This window comes from Mangrovicoccus algicola (genome assembly GCF_014903745.1).
Taxonomy (GTDB): Bacteria; Pseudomonadota; Alphaproteobacteria; order Rhodobacterales; family Rhodobacteraceae; genus Mangrovicoccus; species Mangrovicoccus algicola.
Map to the genome: position 1 here is coordinate 1 of NZ_JACVXA010000004.1, position 16,960 is coordinate 16,960.

Genomic DNA, 16,960 nt, shown 5'->3' on the forward strand with positions numbered 1-16,960 from the left:
GCCCTCCGGCGCGGCGACGGGGCTGCCGCCGGGACGGGCCAGCCCGCCCAGCGTGAGCCGCGGCGCCCCGGCGCCGTCGCGTCCGGCGAGAAACAGCAGCTCCATCCCCTCCCGCGTGCCGAGGAAAAGCGGCAGGCCGGGCACGAGGCGCCGGGTGCCGGGGGCGAAGCTCTCGGCCAGCAGCGCCGCGCCGATCCGCGCCAGCGCCGCCTCGCCGATATCCAGATGCGCGGCCTCCCATTCGGCGATGCGCGTCGTGTCGAGCCGCGCGGTGGCGCCGCGCAGGGTGAAGGGGGCCGGGGCGGGATCGGGGGCCTGAGCAGGCGGATGGTCGCGGAAATGGACGGCCAGGTCGCGTGCATCCATCAGCGGCTGCAGGTCCTGGATGGCCTGCAGGGCCGGGGTGCCGACGAGCTGCACGATCTGCAGCCCCGGCAGCGCCGCCAGCGGCGCGATATCCGCGATGCCGGTCCGGCCGAGATCGAGCGACCGCAGCGCCGCGAGCCCGGCGATCTCCTCCGGCAGGCGGGCGAGCCCGGCCAGGCCGAAGAGGCTCAGCTCGGTGGCGCCGGAGCGGGCCGCCTCGCGGATGCGGCGGAGCGCCTCGTCGTGATCGGTGGTCATGGCGGCAGGGTCCTCCGGGCTTGGCGCGCGGACCCTGCCCGCAGGCCCGGGCAGCGTCAAGCGGCGCGGGCGGCGGGCAGGATCGCCTGTTCGATCAGAGCCATGAGATCGCCGAAATAGCCCTGGCTGCGGGCCGGGCGCGTGGGATCGGAGGTGATGACCAGCGACAGGCCCAGATCCGGGGCGGTGGCCGCGATCTGCCCGCCATAGCCGCGCGCCAGCGCCAGCCGGGTGCCGCCGGGGCGGCCGAGGAACCAGCCCAGCCCGTAATCCAGCCCCGAATAGGGCGACCGGGTGCGGGGGCGGAAACTGTCCTCGACCCAGCGGCGCGACACGACATCGCCGCCGCCCTGCCGGATCGCCTCGGCAAAGCGCAGCAGGCCTTCGGGCGAGGTGGCCATGTCATTGCCGCCCAGGTAATAGCCCTGCGGATCGGCCACCCAGGGGGCGAAGGGCATGTCCAGCGGGCGGCCCAGCCGGTTGCGCGCGAGTTCCAGCAGCGACTCGCCCGTCACCTCCGCCAGGATGGCGCCCAGCACGTGGTAGCTGCCGGTGGAATAGAGCATGCAGGCGCCCGGCTCGGCCACGAAGGGCCGGCTCAGCGCGTCGGCCACCCAGTCCGGCGAGGAGACCCAGGCGCCGTAATTCGCGCCCGAGGTCCGTTCCAGCCCGGCCTGCATGGTGATCAGGTTCTCCACCGTCAGGCGCGGCACCCGGGGATCGGCGCGCGGCGGCACCAGCCCGGGGGCCAGCGCGCCGATGGTCGCGTCCAGTCCCGGGATCTCGCCGCGGTCGATCGCGGTGCCGGCCAGCGTGGCGACAAGCGTCTTGGAGACGGATTTCACGTTGGCAGGACGATCGAGCGCCGGGCCGCGGACCCGCCGGGCGAGGACGATGCGCCCCTCCTGCGCGACCATCACGGAATGAAGCTGGTCCATCTGCGCGGCGCGGGCGGAGACGGCATCCCAGGGGCTCTGGGCGGCAAGCCGCGAAGCGGCGATCAGGGCGGGCAGGGCGAGGCAGGCGCGGCGGGTGAGCATGGGCCGATCATGGCGTCCGCCCCGGCTCCGGGCGAGTCACGAGCCGGTGAGCTCAGACCAGGCCGCGCGCCCGCAGCAGGCGATAGACCAGCACCATGAAGCCGGCCCCGGCAAGCAGCGCGGCCGCGCCCGCCAGATGCGCGGCATGGCCATGGCCGGTGGTGCCGACCTCGGCCGAGAGCAGGAAGATCATGTTGCCGTCCAGCCCCAGCGGCGCGATGCGCGGGGTCGCCCGGATCAGCGCGCCGATGCCGATGAACAGCCCCGCCAGCAGCAGCATGCCGCCGCTGCCGAGCCCCATCGCATCGCCGCCGAAGCGCCAGGCGATCCCGGCCAGCACCCCCAGCGCCGCGCCGGGCAAGAGGTTGCGCAGCACCGGCGCGGGATCGGCCATGGATCCCATGATCGCCGAGAAGACGCAGAGCGACAGCGCACCGGCCATCGCGATGATGCTGCCCGTGGCCAGAAGGACGGTGATCCCGGCGGCGGCACACAGGCCCGCCAGCGCCCCGCGCCGCAATGCCATGGACAGGGTATGATGCTCAAAGCGGAAGGGATGCGGCGTCTCGCGCGCGGGGGTGAAGGCCAGGCTGGTCAGCGTGACGGCACAGACCCCGATCAGCGTGCACCAGACCCGGTCCACGGCCAGCTCCAGCGGATCGGCATGCACGGCCAGCGCGGGCAGCATCACCACCGCGCAGGTCATCGCCGCCATCATCGCGCCGTAGGAATAGATCGTGCCGATCCAGTAGGCCAGCGCCACCCCGGCAAAGGCGGTCAGCCCCAGCACCGCGACATGAATCACCGGATCGCCGGTCACCACCAGCGCCCCCAGCCCGATCGCCGCGCCGATCGCCGTGCCCAGCAGCCGCAGCGCCCCGCGGATCAGGATGTCCTCGCGCCAGGGCTGGACGACGACCCAGACCGGCATCGCCGCCCAGTACGGGTTGGCCAGCCCCAGCGCATGGGCCAGCGCCAGCGCGCCGAAGGCGGCGAGGAACAGCCTCGCGGCGCGCGGCAGGTCCGGGATCAGGTCGGAAGGCAGGCGGAAACTGGACGGAAACACGCGGTATACTCCGGAACGGATGCCCGCCCCCGCCTAGACCCGCGATGCGGCGCAGGGAAGCGGGGCTCAAGGGAACGTGATCGCCCCCAGGTCCCGGCGGATGCCGCGCAGCCGCAGGCGGCCGGGCGGCGCCCCGCGGGCCGCGGCAGCCTCCTCGCGGCGGCTGCGGGGCTCAGTGGCCGCGCACGGCGCCTATCACGCCCGTCGAGAGGCCGTTGCCGTAATTGATCTCGTAGGCGTTCAGGTCGCCCTCGTCGACCATATAGACCCCATAGCCGGGATCGAGGAAGGTTACGCGGTTATTCGCGAAATTCATTGCCAGAACGGCATGCCCGCCCAGCCAGACGGGCGGCTGGCCCGGCGTCTGGGTGTACCAGTAGACGCCCGTCAGGACCGGCTTTGCCGGGCGCGCCTGGCGCAGGATGCGCAGGATGCCTGCGTCATTGGCGAGCGGCAGGGTGGTCACGCGCAGATATTCGGACAGGACGGTGCCGATGATATCGAGCTGCGTGCCGATATTGTCATAGTCGCGCACCCCCTCCTTGGACTTGTTGACCGCGCCCTCCGCCCTGCCGCACCAGCTGCGGATCACCTGTTCATCCAGGGTCCTGTTCTGCATCGCCTTCGCCATCATCGCGATGCAGGCGCAGGCACAGCTGTTATCCCTGTCTTGCTCGTACCAGCTATAGGTGTTTCCGTCGGGCGCCTGGACGCCGTGATGCCATCCCATGTTCCGATCCTCCGGGTTGCGGCGCGGCCCCGATGCCGCGACAACATATTCAGGATGACGAATTCGGATGCGGCTGCCTATGCTGAATCTCACAGTCGCAGGGCTGCGGGCAGGGGGCGGCCGGGCTTGCGTATTGACCCTTGCGCGCGGTTTTCCTAGACCGCCAGCGACCAAGACCCGCAATTCCGCCCGTCCGGATCGCGTCGGCGCGCGCCGCCCGCTCCGGGACGGCCAGCACGAGGCCCGCCATGACCGACCGCCCCACCTGTTTCCAGGACATCCTGATGCGCCTCCAGGCCTATTGGGCGCGGCAGGGCTGCGCGGTGCTGCAACCCTATGACATGGAGGTGGGCGCGGGGACCTTCCACCCGGCGACCACGCTGCGCGCCCTCGGCTCGAACCCCTGGGCCGCGGCCTATGTCCAGCCCTCGCGCCGCCCGACCGACGGCCGCTATGGCGAGAACCCCAACCGGCTGCAGCATTACTACCAGTACCAGGTGCTGATAAAGCCGTCGCCCGCGAACCTGCAGGAGCTGTATCTGGGAAGCCTCGAGGCGATCGGCATCGAGATGGACCTGCACGACATCCGCTTCGTCGAGGATGACTGGGAAAGCCCGACGCTGGGCGCCTGGGGCCTGGGCTGGGAAGTCTGGTGCGACGGCATGGAAGTCAGCCAGTTCACCTATTTCCAGCAGGTCGGCGGCCATGACTGCCGCCCCGTCTCGGGCGAGCTGACCTACGGGCTGGAACGTCTGGCGATGTATGTGCTGAACATCGACCACGTGATGGACATGCCGTTCAACGATCCCTCCAGCCCGCAGCCCCTGACCTATGGCGACGTGTTCCGCCAGACCGAAGGCGAGTACAGCCGCTTCAACTTCGACCAGGCGGACACGGAAAAGCTGCTGCAGCATTTCGAGGATGCCGAGGCCGAGTGCCGGGCGATCCTGGAAGCGCCCTTCGACGATCCCAAGACCGGGCGGCGCATCGTCATGGCCCATCCCGCCTATGACCAGTGCATCAAGGCCAGCCACCTGTTCAACCTGCTGGATGCGCGGGGCGTGATCTCGGTCACCGAACGGCAGGCCTATATCGGCCGGGTCCGCGCGCTGGCGAAGATGTGCGCCGATGCCTTCGTGCAGACCGAGGCGGGCGGCTACGCCGCCTGAACCTTCCGGGCGGGGTCCGGTCCGCTTCCGCCGCGCGCGGCGACCGGGGCGGGCCCGTCTTGCGCTCATCTGTCAGGGGGAGGTTTGGAGGTCCCGGGGCGTTGCGGTGTGGGGGCTGTTGATGCGCGGCCCCGGGACCTCTGGCATCGCGTCGTTGCGATGAGACCGTTATGCCGGTGCCCCGTGGCAGGTGCAGGGTGTCCCGGCGGCGGGGCCGGGGTCATTTCGCGGCAGAAACATGGCAGGCGGGATCAGAAGAAGCTCTGCGGGTCGATATCGACGGAGAGGCGCAGATTGGCAGGCGGGCGGAACTGCGCCAGCCAGGCGCGCAGCGCAGGCTGCAGGGGCGCGGTCTTGCCCGCCTTGACCAGCAGCCTGACCCGGTGGCGCCCGCGGATCCGCGCGATGGGGGCGGGGGCGGGGCCGTAGACCTCGGCGCCGATCTCCTTCAGCGGGCCCGCGCCGCGCGCCAGCGCCTGGCCGAAGCCGAAAGCCTGCGCCAGGTCGGGCGAACTCAGCACGATCCCCGCCATCCGGCCATAGGGCGGCATGGCCAGCATCCGCCGTCCCTCGGCCTCGGCGCGCCAGAACGCCTCCTCGTCGCCCGAGAGGATCGCGCGGATCACCGGGTGGTCCGGCTCGTAGGATTGCAGCAGCGCCAGCCCCGGCTTCTCGGCGCGCCCGGCGCGGCCCGCCACCTGGCGCATCTGCTGGAAGGTGCGTTCGGCGGCGCGCAGGTCGGACCCTTTCAGCCCCAGATCGGCATCGATCACCCCGACCAGCGTCAGGTTGGGAAAATTGTGGCCCTTGGAGACCAGCTGCGTGCCGATGATCAGGTCGGCATCGCCCGCGGCGATCTCCTCGATCCGCGCCTTCAGATCGCGCGCCGAGGCGAAGAGGTCCGAGGACAGCACCGCCAGCCGGGCCTCGGGAAACAGCTCCTGCGCCTCCTCGGCCAGCCGCTCCACCCCGGGGCCGACAGGGGCCAGCCGGTCCTCGGCGCCGCATTTGGGGCAGGCTTTCGGCGTGGGGATGGACAATCCGCATTGATGGCAGACCAGGCGGTTCTGGAACCGGTGCTCCACCAGCCGCGCATCGCAATCGGGACAGCCGATCTGGTCGCCGCAGGCACGGCAGACGGTGACCGGCGCATAGCCGCGGCGGTTGAGGAAGAACAGCACCTGTTCGCCCTTTTGGAGCCGCGCCTCGGCCGCGCGCTGGAGCGTGGGCGAGATCCAGCGGGTCGCGGGCAGCTCCTCGCGGCGCATGTCGATGGCGCGCATCTCGGGCAGGACCGAGGGGCCGAAGCGCGAGGACAGGTCCAGCCTGCGATACTTGCCCGCCTCGGCATTGGACCAGCTTTCCAGCGAGGGCGTGGCCGAGGCCAGCACCACCTGCGCCGCACATAGCGAGGCGCGCAGCACCGCCATGTCGCGGGCATTGTACAGCACCCCGTCCTCCTGCTTGTAGGAGGTGTCGTGTTCCTCGTCGACGACGATCAGCCCCAGATCGCGGAAGGGCAGGAACAGCGCCGAGCGCGCGCCGATCACCATCTGCGCGCCCCCCTCGGCCACCATGCGCCAGCAGCGGCGGCGTTCGGTCATGGTCACGCCGTGATGCCATTCGGCCGGCTTCGCGCCGAAGCGCGCCTCCACCCGGGTCAGGAATTCCGCGGTCAGCGCGATTTCCGGCAGAAGCACCAGCGCCTGCCGACCCGCGGCGAGGCAGGCGGCGACGGCCTCCAGGTAGACCTCGGTCTTGCCCGAGCCGGTGACGCCCTTCAGCAGCGTCGTGCCATAGGCGCCCGCGCGGATCGCCTCGGCCAGATGTTCTGCCGCCGCGCGCTGGTCGCCGGTCAGCGCCTTGCCGGGCAGCGACGGGTCGAGGGCGGGATAGGGCGTGTCGCGCGGCGCCTCGATCTCGGCCACGACCCCCTGCTGGACCAGCCCCTTGACCACCGAGGCGGTGACGCCCGCCTCGTCGGTCAGCTCCTTCAGCGTCACCGGCTGGCCGTCGAAGGCCTCCAGCGCGTCGAGCACTCGGGCCCGCGCATCGGTCATTCGCGACGGCGTCTCGGATCCGCGCAGCAGCAGGGTCTTCATCGAGGGCGGGTCGCTGAGCCCCGGGGCGCGGGCGGCAAGCCGCAGCATCGCGGGCCAGGGGGTCAGCGTGTAATCGGCGGCGCGCACCAGGAATTGCTGCATCTCCTCGCGCATCGGCGGCACGTCGAGGACCCGGTAGGCGGCGCGCAGCTTGGCGGCCTCGAACGTGCCGTCGCCCTCGCCCCAGACCACGCCCAGGATCTTGCGCGGGCCCAGGGGCACTTCGAGGAAATCCCCGGTGCGGCAGCCGCCTTCGGGCGCCTTGTAGTCCAGAAGCCGGTCCAGCGGCTGGGTGGTGAGGACGGAGATGCGCGTGCCTGCGGGGAACAAGGGGGGGTATCCTGCCGGTCTCGGATGTCAGGCCCGAGCCGTAGCGGAGGAAGCGGGGCAAGGGCAAGGGCGCAGGCGGGATGGCGGTCCCGCTGCGGGCGGGGCGATGGTGTCATCCTGCGGGGCGGCGCGCGTCGCGGCGGGTCCGGCGCTGCCCCGCCCGGCCGGGCGGCGCCACGGGGGCTGCGGCCATTCGGTCTTTGGCGGGCGGCGGAGGGCGGGGTATCAGGGGAGGCGGGCAGGAGGGCAGCCATGCAGGGAAAATGGATCGCCGGGATGATCGTCGGCGCCGCGGCGGCGGCAGGCGCCGCGATGTACTATCTGCAGGTCTACTACTATTACGACCCGGTCCCGGCGGCGCAGCTGGAGATCCGCCTGACCCCGCGATCGGGCGAGGCCGGGCCGCTGCCTGCGGCGGCGGTCGAGGCGATCGATGCCGCCTCCTCGCCCATCCGCTTCCGCGCCTGTTTCGAGACCCCGGTCCCGCTGGCGGAGCTGCGCGCGCGCTACGAGGCCTATCCCGCGGCGGAGCCGCTGACCGCGCCGGGCTGGTTCTCCTGCTTCGATGCCGCGGCGATCGGCGCGGCGCTGGAGGATGGCACCGCCACCGCCTTCCTGGGCGAGCGCGACATCCGCTACGGCATCGACCGGGTGGTCGCGGTGACGCAGGGCGGGCAGGGCTATGCCTGGCATCAGATCAATCCCTGCGGCGAGACGGTCTTCGACGGGGAACCCGCCCCCGAGGGCTGTCCGCCGCCTCCTGAGGAGTGACGGTCATGGACGCAGCCGACCCCATCCTGATCGGCGGCTTCGCCGCCTTCACCATCGCCATCGTGGTCTATTTCGCGGGGGTGCGCCTGACCGCGCTGGTGCCGTTCCTGCGGGCCTGGTCGATCCCGGAACCGGTTTCGGGCGGTCTGCTGGCAGCGGCGATCGCCTGGGCGGTGGTGATGCTGACCGGGCGGGAGGTGGCCTGGGACCTCGCGGCGCGGGATTTCCTGCTGGTCTATTTCTTCACCACGGTCGGGCTGTCGGCGCGGCTGTCGGACCTGGTGCGCGGCGGCCCCGTCCTGGCGGTGATGCTGGCGCTGACGCTGGGCTACATGGTGGTGCAGGCGGGGATCGGCATCCTCGCCGCGCTGGCCTTCGGCCTGCCACCGCAGGCCGGGACGATGCTGGGGACCGCGTCGCTGATCGGCGGGCATGGCACGGCGATCGCCTGGGGGCCGGTGGTGCAGCAGACCCATGGCGTGCCCGGCGCGGCGGAACTGGGCATCGCGATGGCCACGCTGGGGCTGATCGCGGCAAGCGTTCTGGGCGGACCGATGGCCCGGTTCCTGATCGACCGCCACCGCCTGGCGATCCCCGGCGCGGATCCGGCCTCATTTGCCGCGGCGGCCGTCTCGGCGGAGGGCCATGCCCCGGGCCGCGTCAGCAACGGCGATTTCCTGCGCGCGATCCTGTGGATCAACATCGCCGTGGGCCTCGGCACGGCGCTGCACGGGGCGCTGACGGAACTGGGGGTGATGCTGCCGCTCTTCGTGCCCTGCCTGCTGAGCGGCATCGCCTTGTCGAACACCGTGCCGCGCCTGCTGCCGCGGATCGAGTGGCCCGCCGGAACTCCCGCCATGGAGCTGATCCGGGAATTCAGCCTGTCGGTTTTCCTGTCGATGTCGCTGATGTCGATGGAACTGTGGACGCTGGCCGCGCATGCCGGGGTGCTGGCGCTGGGGATCGTGCTGCAATCGGCGGCGGCGGCGGGCTTCATCCTGCTGGTGGTGTTCCGCGCCATGGGGCGAGACTATTTCGCGGCGGTCGTCGCGGCGGGGTTCGCGGGCTTCTCGCTGGGCGCCACGCCCACCGCCATCGCCAACATGACGGCGGTGACCCAGCGCTATGGCCCCGCGCCGCTGGCCTTCATCGTGCTTCCGCTGGTCTCGGCCTTCTTCGTCGATCTCGCCAATGCGCTGGTGATCCAGCTCTCGCTGGGTCTCTGAGGCGCTTGCCATTCCCCGCCCGCGGCTGGTATCGCCCGCGGGACCCTGACCAGACGCAGAGACCTTTTCCGATGCCCGACCTGCTGATCGAACTCTTTTCCGAAGAAATCCCGGCGCGGATGCAGACGAAGGCGGGCGAAGACCTCAGGACGCTTGTCACGAACGGGCTGGTCGAGGCCGGGCTGACCTATGCGGGGGCGGGCGCCTTCGCCACGCCGCGCCGCCTGGCGCTGACCGTGCAGGGTCTGCTGGCGGAAAGCCCGACCCTGACCGAGGAACGCAAGGGCCCCAAGGTCGGCGCGCCCGAGAAGGCGGTCGAGGGATTCCTGCGCGCCACCGGGCTGACGCTGGACCAGCTGGAGATCCGCGACGAGAAGAAGGGGCAGGTCTATTACGCCACCTTCGAAAAGCCCGGCCGCAAGGCGGCGGAGATCGTCGCCGAGGTCCTGGCGGAGGCGATCCAGAAATTCCCCTGGCCGAAATCCATGCGCTGGGGCACGGGCGATCTGCGCTGGGTGCGGCCGCTGCATTCGATCCTGTGCATCCTTCATGACGAGGCGGGCCACGAGATCGTGCCGCTGGAGATCGGCGGGATCGTCTCGGGCGACACGACCGAGGGCCACCGCTTCATGGCGCCGGGCCGGTTCCGCGTGGGCAGCTTCGACGATTACGCCGCCGCGCTGTCGCGCCGTCACGTGGTCCTGGATGCCGATGACCGCGCCTCGCATATCTGGGCGGATGCCACCAACCAGGCCTTCGCCTGCGGGCTGGAGGTCGTGGAGGATCACGGGCTCTTGGTGGAGGTGTCGGGCCTGGTGGAATGGCCGGTCGTGCTGATGGGCGAGATCGGCGAGACCTTCCTGGACCTGCCGCCCGAGGTGCTGAAGACCTCGATGAAGGAGCACCAGAAATTCTTCTCGGTGAAGGACCCGGCGACGGGGCGGATCCTGCGCTTTGTCACCGTCGCCAACCGCGAGACCCGCGACGGCGGCGCCGAGATCCTGCGCGGCAACCAGAAGGTGCTGTCGGCGCGGCTGTCGGATGCGAAATTCTTCTGGGAAAACGACCTGCGCGTGGCCAAGGCGGGGATGGGCGACTGGCTGGACTCGCTGGGCCAGGTGACCTTCCACAACAAGCTGGGCAGCCAGGCCGGGCGGATCGGCCGGATCGCCGCGCTGGCGTGCGAGATCGCGCCGCTGCTGGGCGCCGATGCGGATCAGGCGGAGACGGCCGCAAGGCTGGCCAAGGCGGATCTGTCGTCGGAGATGGTCTATGAATTCCCCGAGCTGCAGGGGGTGATGGGCCGCTACTATATCGAGGCGGCGGGCCATCCCGCAGAGGTCGCCGCCGTCGCGGCAGAGCATTACCAGCCGCTGGGCCCGTCGGATGCGGTGCCCTCCGCGCCCTTGTCGGTGGCGGTGGCGCTGGCCGACAAGATCGATACGCTGACCGGGTTCTGGGCGATCGACGAGAAGCCCACCGGGTCCAAGGACCCCTTCGCGCTGCGCCGCGCCGCGCTTGGCGTGATCCGGCTGCTGCTGGAGAACGGGGTGCGCTGTTCGCTGGCGGAGGTCTTCGCGCGGGCGAACGGGGCGGCGGATGCCGCCGACCTGCTGTCCTTCTTCCATGACCGGCTGAAGGTCTACCTGCGCGACAAGGGCATCCCCCATGACGTGATCGATGCCTGCCTGGCGATGCCCGGGGCGGATGACATCGCGCTGCTGGTGAAGCGCGCGGAGGCGCTGGAAGGCTTCCTGAAGACCGCCGATGGCGGCAATCTGGTGCAGGGCTTCAAGCGCGCCAACAACATCCTCGCCCAGGCCGAGGCGGCGGACGGGGTGGAGTATTCCTTCGGACCCGACGTGAAGCTGGCGGAGACGGAAGAGGAGCGGGCCCTGTTCGCGGCGCTGGAGGGCGAGGGACGGGCGATCTCCTCGGCCATCGAGGCCGAGGATTTCGCGGCGGCCATGCGGGGCATGGCCGCCCTGCGCGCCCCGATCGACGCGTTCTTCGAGGCGGTGCAGGTCAATAGCGACAACCAGGTCGTCCGGCGCAACCGGCTGAACCTGCTGCACGTGATCCGCACGACCTGCAGCCAGGTGGCGGATCTGGGCCGCCTGGCCGGGGAGCGCGGCGCGCCGGTCCTGTGACAGGCCGCTTGCGCGCCGGCTCCGAGACGCGCTGGCCGGACCGCCCCGGCTTCGGGCCTCCCGGTGCAGCGGCGGCCGGGTCCGGCCCCGATCGCGGTGCCGCGGCGCTTGGCGCGGGGCGGCACGCGGTGTAGCCTCGGCCCCGGCGGCAGGACAGAGGACGCGACCCGTGCTGAAACAGCTGACCTTCAAGGCCTTCACCGAGATCACCCGCACGGCGACCATCTCGGTCGGCCAGCATGGCGGCCGCGCCAAGTGCCTGCAGCGGCTGATCCGGCTGGACATGCCGGTGCCGACCACCGTCGCGCTGAGCTTCGAGACCGTCCGCCGCATCGCCCAGGGCAAGATGACCGATGTCGCGGCGATCCTCGATTTCTTCGGCGAGGCGCCGCTGGTGTCGGTGCGGCCCTCGGCGGAGGGCACCGACTGGGGCGGGCCGGGGGCGATCCTCAATATCGGCATGACCGACCGGCGCCACGCGGTGATGGTCCAGCGCCGCGGCGAGGATGCGGCCAATGCCATCTATCTGCGTTTCATCCACACCTATGCCGTGCAGGTCGCCCATCTCGATGCGGAGCTGTTCCCGCGGGTGCCGCGCCCGGGGCGCTCGGACGTTGCCGAGGCGCTGCGGATTTTCGAGAGCGAGACGGACGAGCCCTTCCCGCAGCACCCGGCCGAGCAGCTGGCGGGGGTGCTGCGCTCGATGGCGCGGGCCTGGGAAGGCACATCGGCCCGGCTCCTGCGCAAGGCGCGCGGCGCGCCCGAGGAGGCGGGGCTGGGCCTCGTTGTGCAGCGCATGGCGCTTGGCGTCGGCGCGGATGAAAGCGGCGCGGGGGTGATGCAGTTCGTCGATCCCACCACCGGCCGCGGCCAGATCACCGGGCGCTACATGAGCCAGGCCCAGGGCCGCGACGCGCTGGCGCTGAAACATGCCGCGCTCTACCTCACGCGCGACCCGCGCGGCCCGTCGCTGGAGGAGCTGGCCCCGGAGATCTTCGACCGGCTCGTCGGGCTGGGCGACCTGGCGCGGGCGCGGCTGCGCGAGGAGATGCAGATCGAATTCGTCATCCAGGAGGGCGAACTGGCGGTGATCGACGCGGTGCGGGTGCCGCGCACGGCGCGCGCCAATGTCGAGATCGTCGTCGCCCTGGCCCGGGACCGCATCATCCCGCGCGAGGAGGCGCTGCTTCGGGTGCCGCCGCGCTCGCTCAACGAGCTGATGCACTGGCAGGTCGATCCTGCCGCGCCCCGTGCGGTCCTGGCCGGGGGGATCGCGGCCAGCCCCGGTGCCGCGGTGGGGCGGCTGGTCTTTTCCTCCACCCGCGCGCAGGCGCTGGCGGCGCAGGGCGAGGCCTGCATCCTTGTCAAGCGCGAGACCTCGCCCGATGACGTGCGCGGGATGCATGCCGCGCGCGGCGTGCTGACCGCCAAGGGCGGCATGTCCAGCCATGCCGCGGTGATCGCCCGCGGGCTGGGCGTGCCCTGCGTGGTGGGCGCGGGGCGCATCGCCATCGACCGCCGCGCCCGCGAGATGCGCCTGGCGGATGGCCGCATCCTGCGCGAGGGCGAGGTCGTGACGCTGGACGGCTCGGCCGGGGAGGTCCTGGAGGGCGCGGCCGAGATGCTGGAACCGTCGCTGGGCGAGGCGTTCCAGACGCTTTTGGGCTGGGCGGACGAGATCCGCGACATCGGCGTGCGGGTCAATGCCGACACGCCCGAGGATGCCCGCATCGCCCGCACCTTCCGCGCCGAGGGGATCGGCCTGTGCCGGACCGAGCACATGTTCTTCGACGATGACCGCCTGACGGTGATGCGCGAGATGATCTTCGCCGATGCGCCGGAGGACCGCGCCGATGCGCTGCGCCAGCTCCTGCCGATGCAGCGCGAGGATTTCACCCGGCTCTTCGAGATCATGGAGGGGCTGCCGGTCTGCATCCGGCTGTTCGACCCGCCGCTGCACGAATTCCTGCCCTCCGACCGCCAGGGGGTGGTGGACCTGGCCAATGCCCTGGGCCGCCCCGTCTCGGACGTGCAGGCGCGCATCGATTCCATGACCGAGTTCAACCCGATGCTGGGGCTGCGCGGCGTGCGGCTGGGGATCACCGTGCCGGAAATCTACGAGATGCAGGTGCAGGCGATCTTCGAGGCGGTGATCGCGCTGGGAGAGGCCGGGACGCAGGTCGTGCCCGAGATCATGCTGCCGCTGGTCTCGGCGCAGCGCGAGGTGGAGATCCTGCAGAGCCGGATCGAGCAGGTCGCGGCGCGGCTGCGCGCCGGGCGCGATGCGGCGGTCTCCTACCGGCTCGGCGTGATGGTGGAGACGCCGCGCGCCGCGCTGAAGGCCCATGCCATCGCCGAGCTCTGCGCCTTCATGAGCTTCGGCACCAATGACCTGACCCAGATGACCTACGGGCTGTCGCGCGACGATGCGGGGCGCTTCATGCAGACCTATGTCCATCAGGGCGTGTTCCGCGAGGATCCGTTCCATGTCCTGGACAAGGAGGGGGTGGGGGAGCTTCTGCGCATCGGCGCGGAGCGCGGCCGCCGCGCGAATGGGCGAATCGTCCTGTCGATCTGCGGCGAACATGGCGGCACCGCCGATTCGATCGCCTTCGCCCGCGATTGCGGATTCGATTACGTTTCCTGTTCGCCCTTCCGGGTGCCGGTCGCCCGCCTGGCCGCGGCCCATGCGGTCCTGGCACGCGGAAGTTGACGGAATCCCTGCCGGAATCCCTTCACTCGGCGTAAATCTGCCGAAACCCGACCTGTGGCCTTGGCGACACAGGGCGTTTGCTGCATGGCTGTGCCCCGGGGTTGCAAGGGCGGAATGCATCGGTATACGCGCCGGGTTGGATTTTGACGGAATTGGGTGAGATTGCGATGCTACGGCGTGTTCTTGTGACATTGGCGGCGTTCCTTGCTGTGGGATCCGCCTCTGCCGATGTAACCATGAGCACCTCCAACGATCCGTCTTTCGACCTCGATACCGGGCTGGATGCGGTCTTCGCCGCCGAACGCGACCTGCTGCTGTCGGGCGGCGTGCCGCTGGCGGCGCTGACCGTGCGGCCGGTCCCGCGCGGCGACCGCAAGCCGCGGTTCCGCAAGGTGGTGGAATACAGCCGTGACTGGGTCGCGCGCCAGAGCGTGAAGGGAACGGGCGCGGAATGGCGCTGCCTGTCGGAGGCGCTGTATTTCGAGGCCCGCGGCGAAAGTCTCAAGGGCCAGTTCGCCGTCGCCGAGGTGATCCTCAACCGGGTGAAATCCGGGGCCTATCCCGATTCCGTCTGCGGCGTGGTCAACCAGGGGACCGGACGCAGGCATGCCTGCCAGTTCAGCTATACCTGCGACGGGCGCGCCGAGACCATCCGCGAGACCCGCGCCTGGAGCCAGGTCTCGAAGGTTGCCGCGCTGATGCTGAAGGGCGCGAAAAGCAACCTCACCCACGGCGCCACGCATTACCATACCCGCGCCGTGCGACCGGCCTGGGCGCGGATCTTCCCCCGCACCGCCTCCATCGGCGTGCATTACTTCTACCGGCAATAACCCGCCTTCCGGGGCGGCAGGGCGGCGCGTTTCCTCCTTGCCACCGCGCGGCGGAGCGTGCACTTCTCGGGGTCCCGGATGACCCGTGCCGGATCTGGGCCGGAAATGGGCCGGGCGGGGCGGGGCGAGGCGGCAGAGGCCAGGAGAGACGAGATGCGGAAGCTGTTCGGAACCGACGGGGTGCGCGGCCGCGCCAATACCTACCCGATGACCGCCGAGATGGCGCTGCGCCTCGGTGCCGCCGCCGGGCGCTATTTCCGCCGCGACGGCAAGGACACGCATCGCGTGGTGATCGGCAAGGACACGCGGCTGAGCTGCTACATGCTGGAAACCGCGCTGACCGCCGGGCTGACCTCCACCGGCATGAACGTACTGCTTCTGGGCCCCGTGCCGACCCCCGCCGTGGGGATGCTGACGCCCTCGATGCGGGCGGATCTGGGCATCATGATCTCGGCCAGCCACAATCCGCACGAGGATAACGGCATCAAGTTCTTCGGGCCCGACGGGTTCAAGCTGGACGATGCCGCCGAGGAAGAGATCGAGGCGATGCTGGAGGCGGGGGTGGAGCCCGCGAAACCGGAGAATATCGGCCGCGCGCGGCGCATCGATGACGGCCGCTTCCGCTATCAGGAACGGGTGAAATCGACCTTCCCGCACGGCATGCGCCTGGACGGGCTCAAGGTGGTGATCGACTGCGCCAATGGCGCGGCCTATCGCGCCGCGCCCGAGGTGCTGTGGGAACTGGGCGCCGAGGTGATCCACCTGGGCGTCGCGCCGAACGGGCGCAACATCAATGACGGGGTGGGCTCCACAGCGCCGCAGGCCGCCGCGGAGGCGGTGCGCGCCCATGGGGCCGATGTCGCGATCTGCCTCGACGGCGATGCCGACCGGGTGCTGATCCTCGACGAAACGGGCCGGCAAGCGGATGGCGACCAGATCATGGCGCTCTTCGCCTCCCGCTGGGCCGCGGAGGGGCGGCTGAGGGACGGCACGCTGGTGGCCACAGTCATGTCGAACCTGGGGCTGGAACATTTCCTCGAGGCGCGCGGCCTGCGCCTGCACCGCACCCCCGTCGGCGACCGCTATGTCGTCTCGGCCATGCGCCGCAACGGCTGGAACCTGGGCGGCGAGCAGTCGGGCCATATCGTCATGACCGATTACGCCACCACCGGCGACGGCCTGCTGGCGGGGCTGCAATTCCTGTCCGAAATGGTGCGCACGGGCCGCCGGGCCTCGGATCTGGCCCAGAGTTTCGACCCCTGTCCGCAGCTTCTGCGGAATGTCCGTTACGCCCCCGGCACGGCGCCGCTGGAAACCGCGGCGGTCAAGGCGGCCATTGCCGCCGCCGAGGCGCGGCTCTCGGGGCAGGGGCGGCTGCTGATCCGGAAATCCGGCACCGAGCCGCTGATCCGGGTGATGGCCGAACATGTCGATCCCGCCCTGCTGAGCGAGATCGTCGAGGACCTGGCCGGGGTGGTGGAACACGCGGCCTGACCTGCCTGCGGCAACGGCAGAACGGTATCATATTCCGAATATCTGGCGGAATATCGCCTAAGATCGCAACCACTTTTTCGTGTGTGCAGGAACGCTTAGGTTGCGTGGAAGTTGACCCTACGAATGTCGCGGGATCGGGCATGGGCCCGGTTTCCGGCATTCGCAACCAAAAAAGGTCAATGAATGCGTAATATTGCACTTGCGGCGGCCATCGCCGCGATCCCTGTCGGCGCGTCCGCCGCGACGCTGACCGACGGGTCACAGGATTCCTTTTCCGCGGTCATCCAGCCGGGCGGAACCGCCAGTTTCGAATACAAGGTGGCGGAACCGCTGCTGATCGACGCCTCCCTGGCGCTGACCGGCGATCTGGACGACCTTCAGAAGGTCACCTTCGATTACGGCGAGGGCGTCCAGAGCTTTTCCGCGGATGATTTCGCGGTGGACGGGCGCGATCCCGAGGTGGCCTATCTTCAGATCAACGACTGGTACGCCAAGAGGGACTTTTCGATCATGTTCTTCGGCGGCGGAGATGATGCGGTCTCGGTCGGCGGCACGCTGACCGCGACGGCGGCGGCAGTGCCGCTTCCCGCCTCGGCGTTCCTTCTGGCCGGGGGACTGGCCGGTTTCGGCCTGCTGCGCCGCAGGCAGGCGGCCTGAGAACCGCCATGCGAAAGGGGGGATCGCCGGCCGCAAGGTTGGCGGTTCCCGCAGGCTC

General features: G+C 70.5%; 13 protein-coding genes. 8 read left to right on the forward strand and 5 right to left on the reverse strand.

What is annotated here, in order from left to right:
* From ICN82_RS01475 to ICN82_RS01490, 4 genes are all read right to left on the reverse strand, one after another.
* On the reverse strand, positions 1–624 hold a 624-nt coding region (locus ICN82_RS01475), incomplete at its 3' end, for a hypothetical protein (RefSeq protein ID WP_193179062.1).
* Between the two features lie 56 nt (positions 625–680).
* Entirely contained in the window at positions 681–1,664 is a 984-nt protein-coding gene (locus ICN82_RS01480) for a serine hydrolase domain-containing protein (protein ID WP_193179063.1), read from the reverse strand.
* 52 nt (positions 1,665–1,716) lie between these two features.
* On the reverse strand, positions 1,717–2,730 hold the full coding sequence (locus ICN82_RS01485) for an FUSC family protein (RefSeq protein WP_193179064.1): 1,014 nt from the start codon (positions 2,728–2,730) through the stop codon (positions 1,717–1,719).
* A gap of 172 nt (positions 2,731–2,902) precedes the next feature.
* Positions 2,903–3,460, reverse strand: coding sequence for a hypothetical protein (locus tag ICN82_RS01490; protein WP_193179065.1), 558 nt, complete (start codon positions 3,458–3,460; stop codon positions 2,903–2,905).
* Between the two features lie 248 nt (positions 3,461–3,708).
* On the opposite strand from ICN82_RS01490, the gene ICN82_RS01495 reads away from it, so the two are divergent.
* Entirely contained in the window at positions 3,709–4,629 is a 921-nt protein-coding gene (locus tag ICN82_RS01495) for a glycine--tRNA ligase subunit alpha (RefSeq protein WP_193179066.1), read from the forward strand.
* A 251-nt stretch (positions 4,630–4,880) separates the two neighbouring features.
* Here ICN82_RS01495 and ICN82_RS01500 read toward each other — a convergent pair whose 3' ends face one another.
* Complete coding sequence (locus ICN82_RS01500) at positions 4,881–7,061, reverse strand: primosomal protein N' (protein WP_193179067.1); 2,181 nt, start codon at positions 7,059–7,061, stop codon at positions 4,881–4,883.
* A gap of 252 nt (positions 7,062–7,313) precedes the next feature.
* On the opposite strand from ICN82_RS01500, the gene ICN82_RS01505 reads away from it, so the two are divergent.
* From ICN82_RS01505 to ICN82_RS01535, 7 genes are all read left to right on the forward strand, one after another.
* Entirely contained in the window at positions 7,314–7,832 is a 519-nt protein-coding gene (locus ICN82_RS01505; protein WP_193179068.1) for a DUF6446 family protein, read from the forward strand.
* A 5-nt stretch (positions 7,833–7,837) separates the two neighbouring features.
* Positions 7,838–9,058, forward strand: coding sequence for a sodium/glutamate symporter (gltS, locus tag ICN82_RS01510; protein ID WP_193179069.1), 1,221 nt, complete (start codon positions 7,838–7,840; stop codon positions 9,056–9,058).
* 71 nt (positions 9,059–9,129) lie between these two features.
* Positions 9,130–11,208, forward strand: a complete 2,079-nt coding sequence (glyS, locus tag ICN82_RS01515) for a glycine--tRNA ligase subunit beta (RefSeq protein ID WP_193179070.1) — start codon at positions 9,130–9,132, stop codon at positions 11,206–11,208.
* 169 nt (positions 11,209–11,377) lie between these two features.
* On the forward strand, positions 11,378–13,921 hold the full coding sequence (locus ICN82_RS01520) for a putative PEP-binding protein (protein ID WP_193179071.1): 2,544 nt from the start codon (positions 11,378–11,380) through the stop codon (positions 13,919–13,921).
* A 236-nt stretch (positions 13,922–14,157) separates the two neighbouring features.
* On the forward strand, positions 14,158–14,751 hold the full coding sequence (locus ICN82_RS01525) for a cell wall hydrolase (protein WP_226898210.1): 594 nt from the start codon (positions 14,158–14,160) through the stop codon (positions 14,749–14,751).
* Between the two features lie 153 nt (positions 14,752–14,904).
* Positions 14,905–16,245: a phosphoglucosamine mutase gene (glmM, locus tag ICN82_RS01530; protein ID WP_193179073.1), complete on the forward strand. Its 1,341-nt coding sequence runs from the start codon at positions 14,905–14,907 to the stop codon at positions 16,243–16,245.
* Positions 16,246–16,428: 183 nt separating this feature from the next.
* Positions 16,429–16,902, forward strand: coding sequence for a VPLPA-CTERM sorting domain-containing protein (locus ICN82_RS01535; RefSeq protein WP_193179074.1), 474 nt, complete (start codon positions 16,429–16,431; stop codon positions 16,900–16,902).
* Positions 16,903–16,960: the final 58 nt, after the last annotated feature.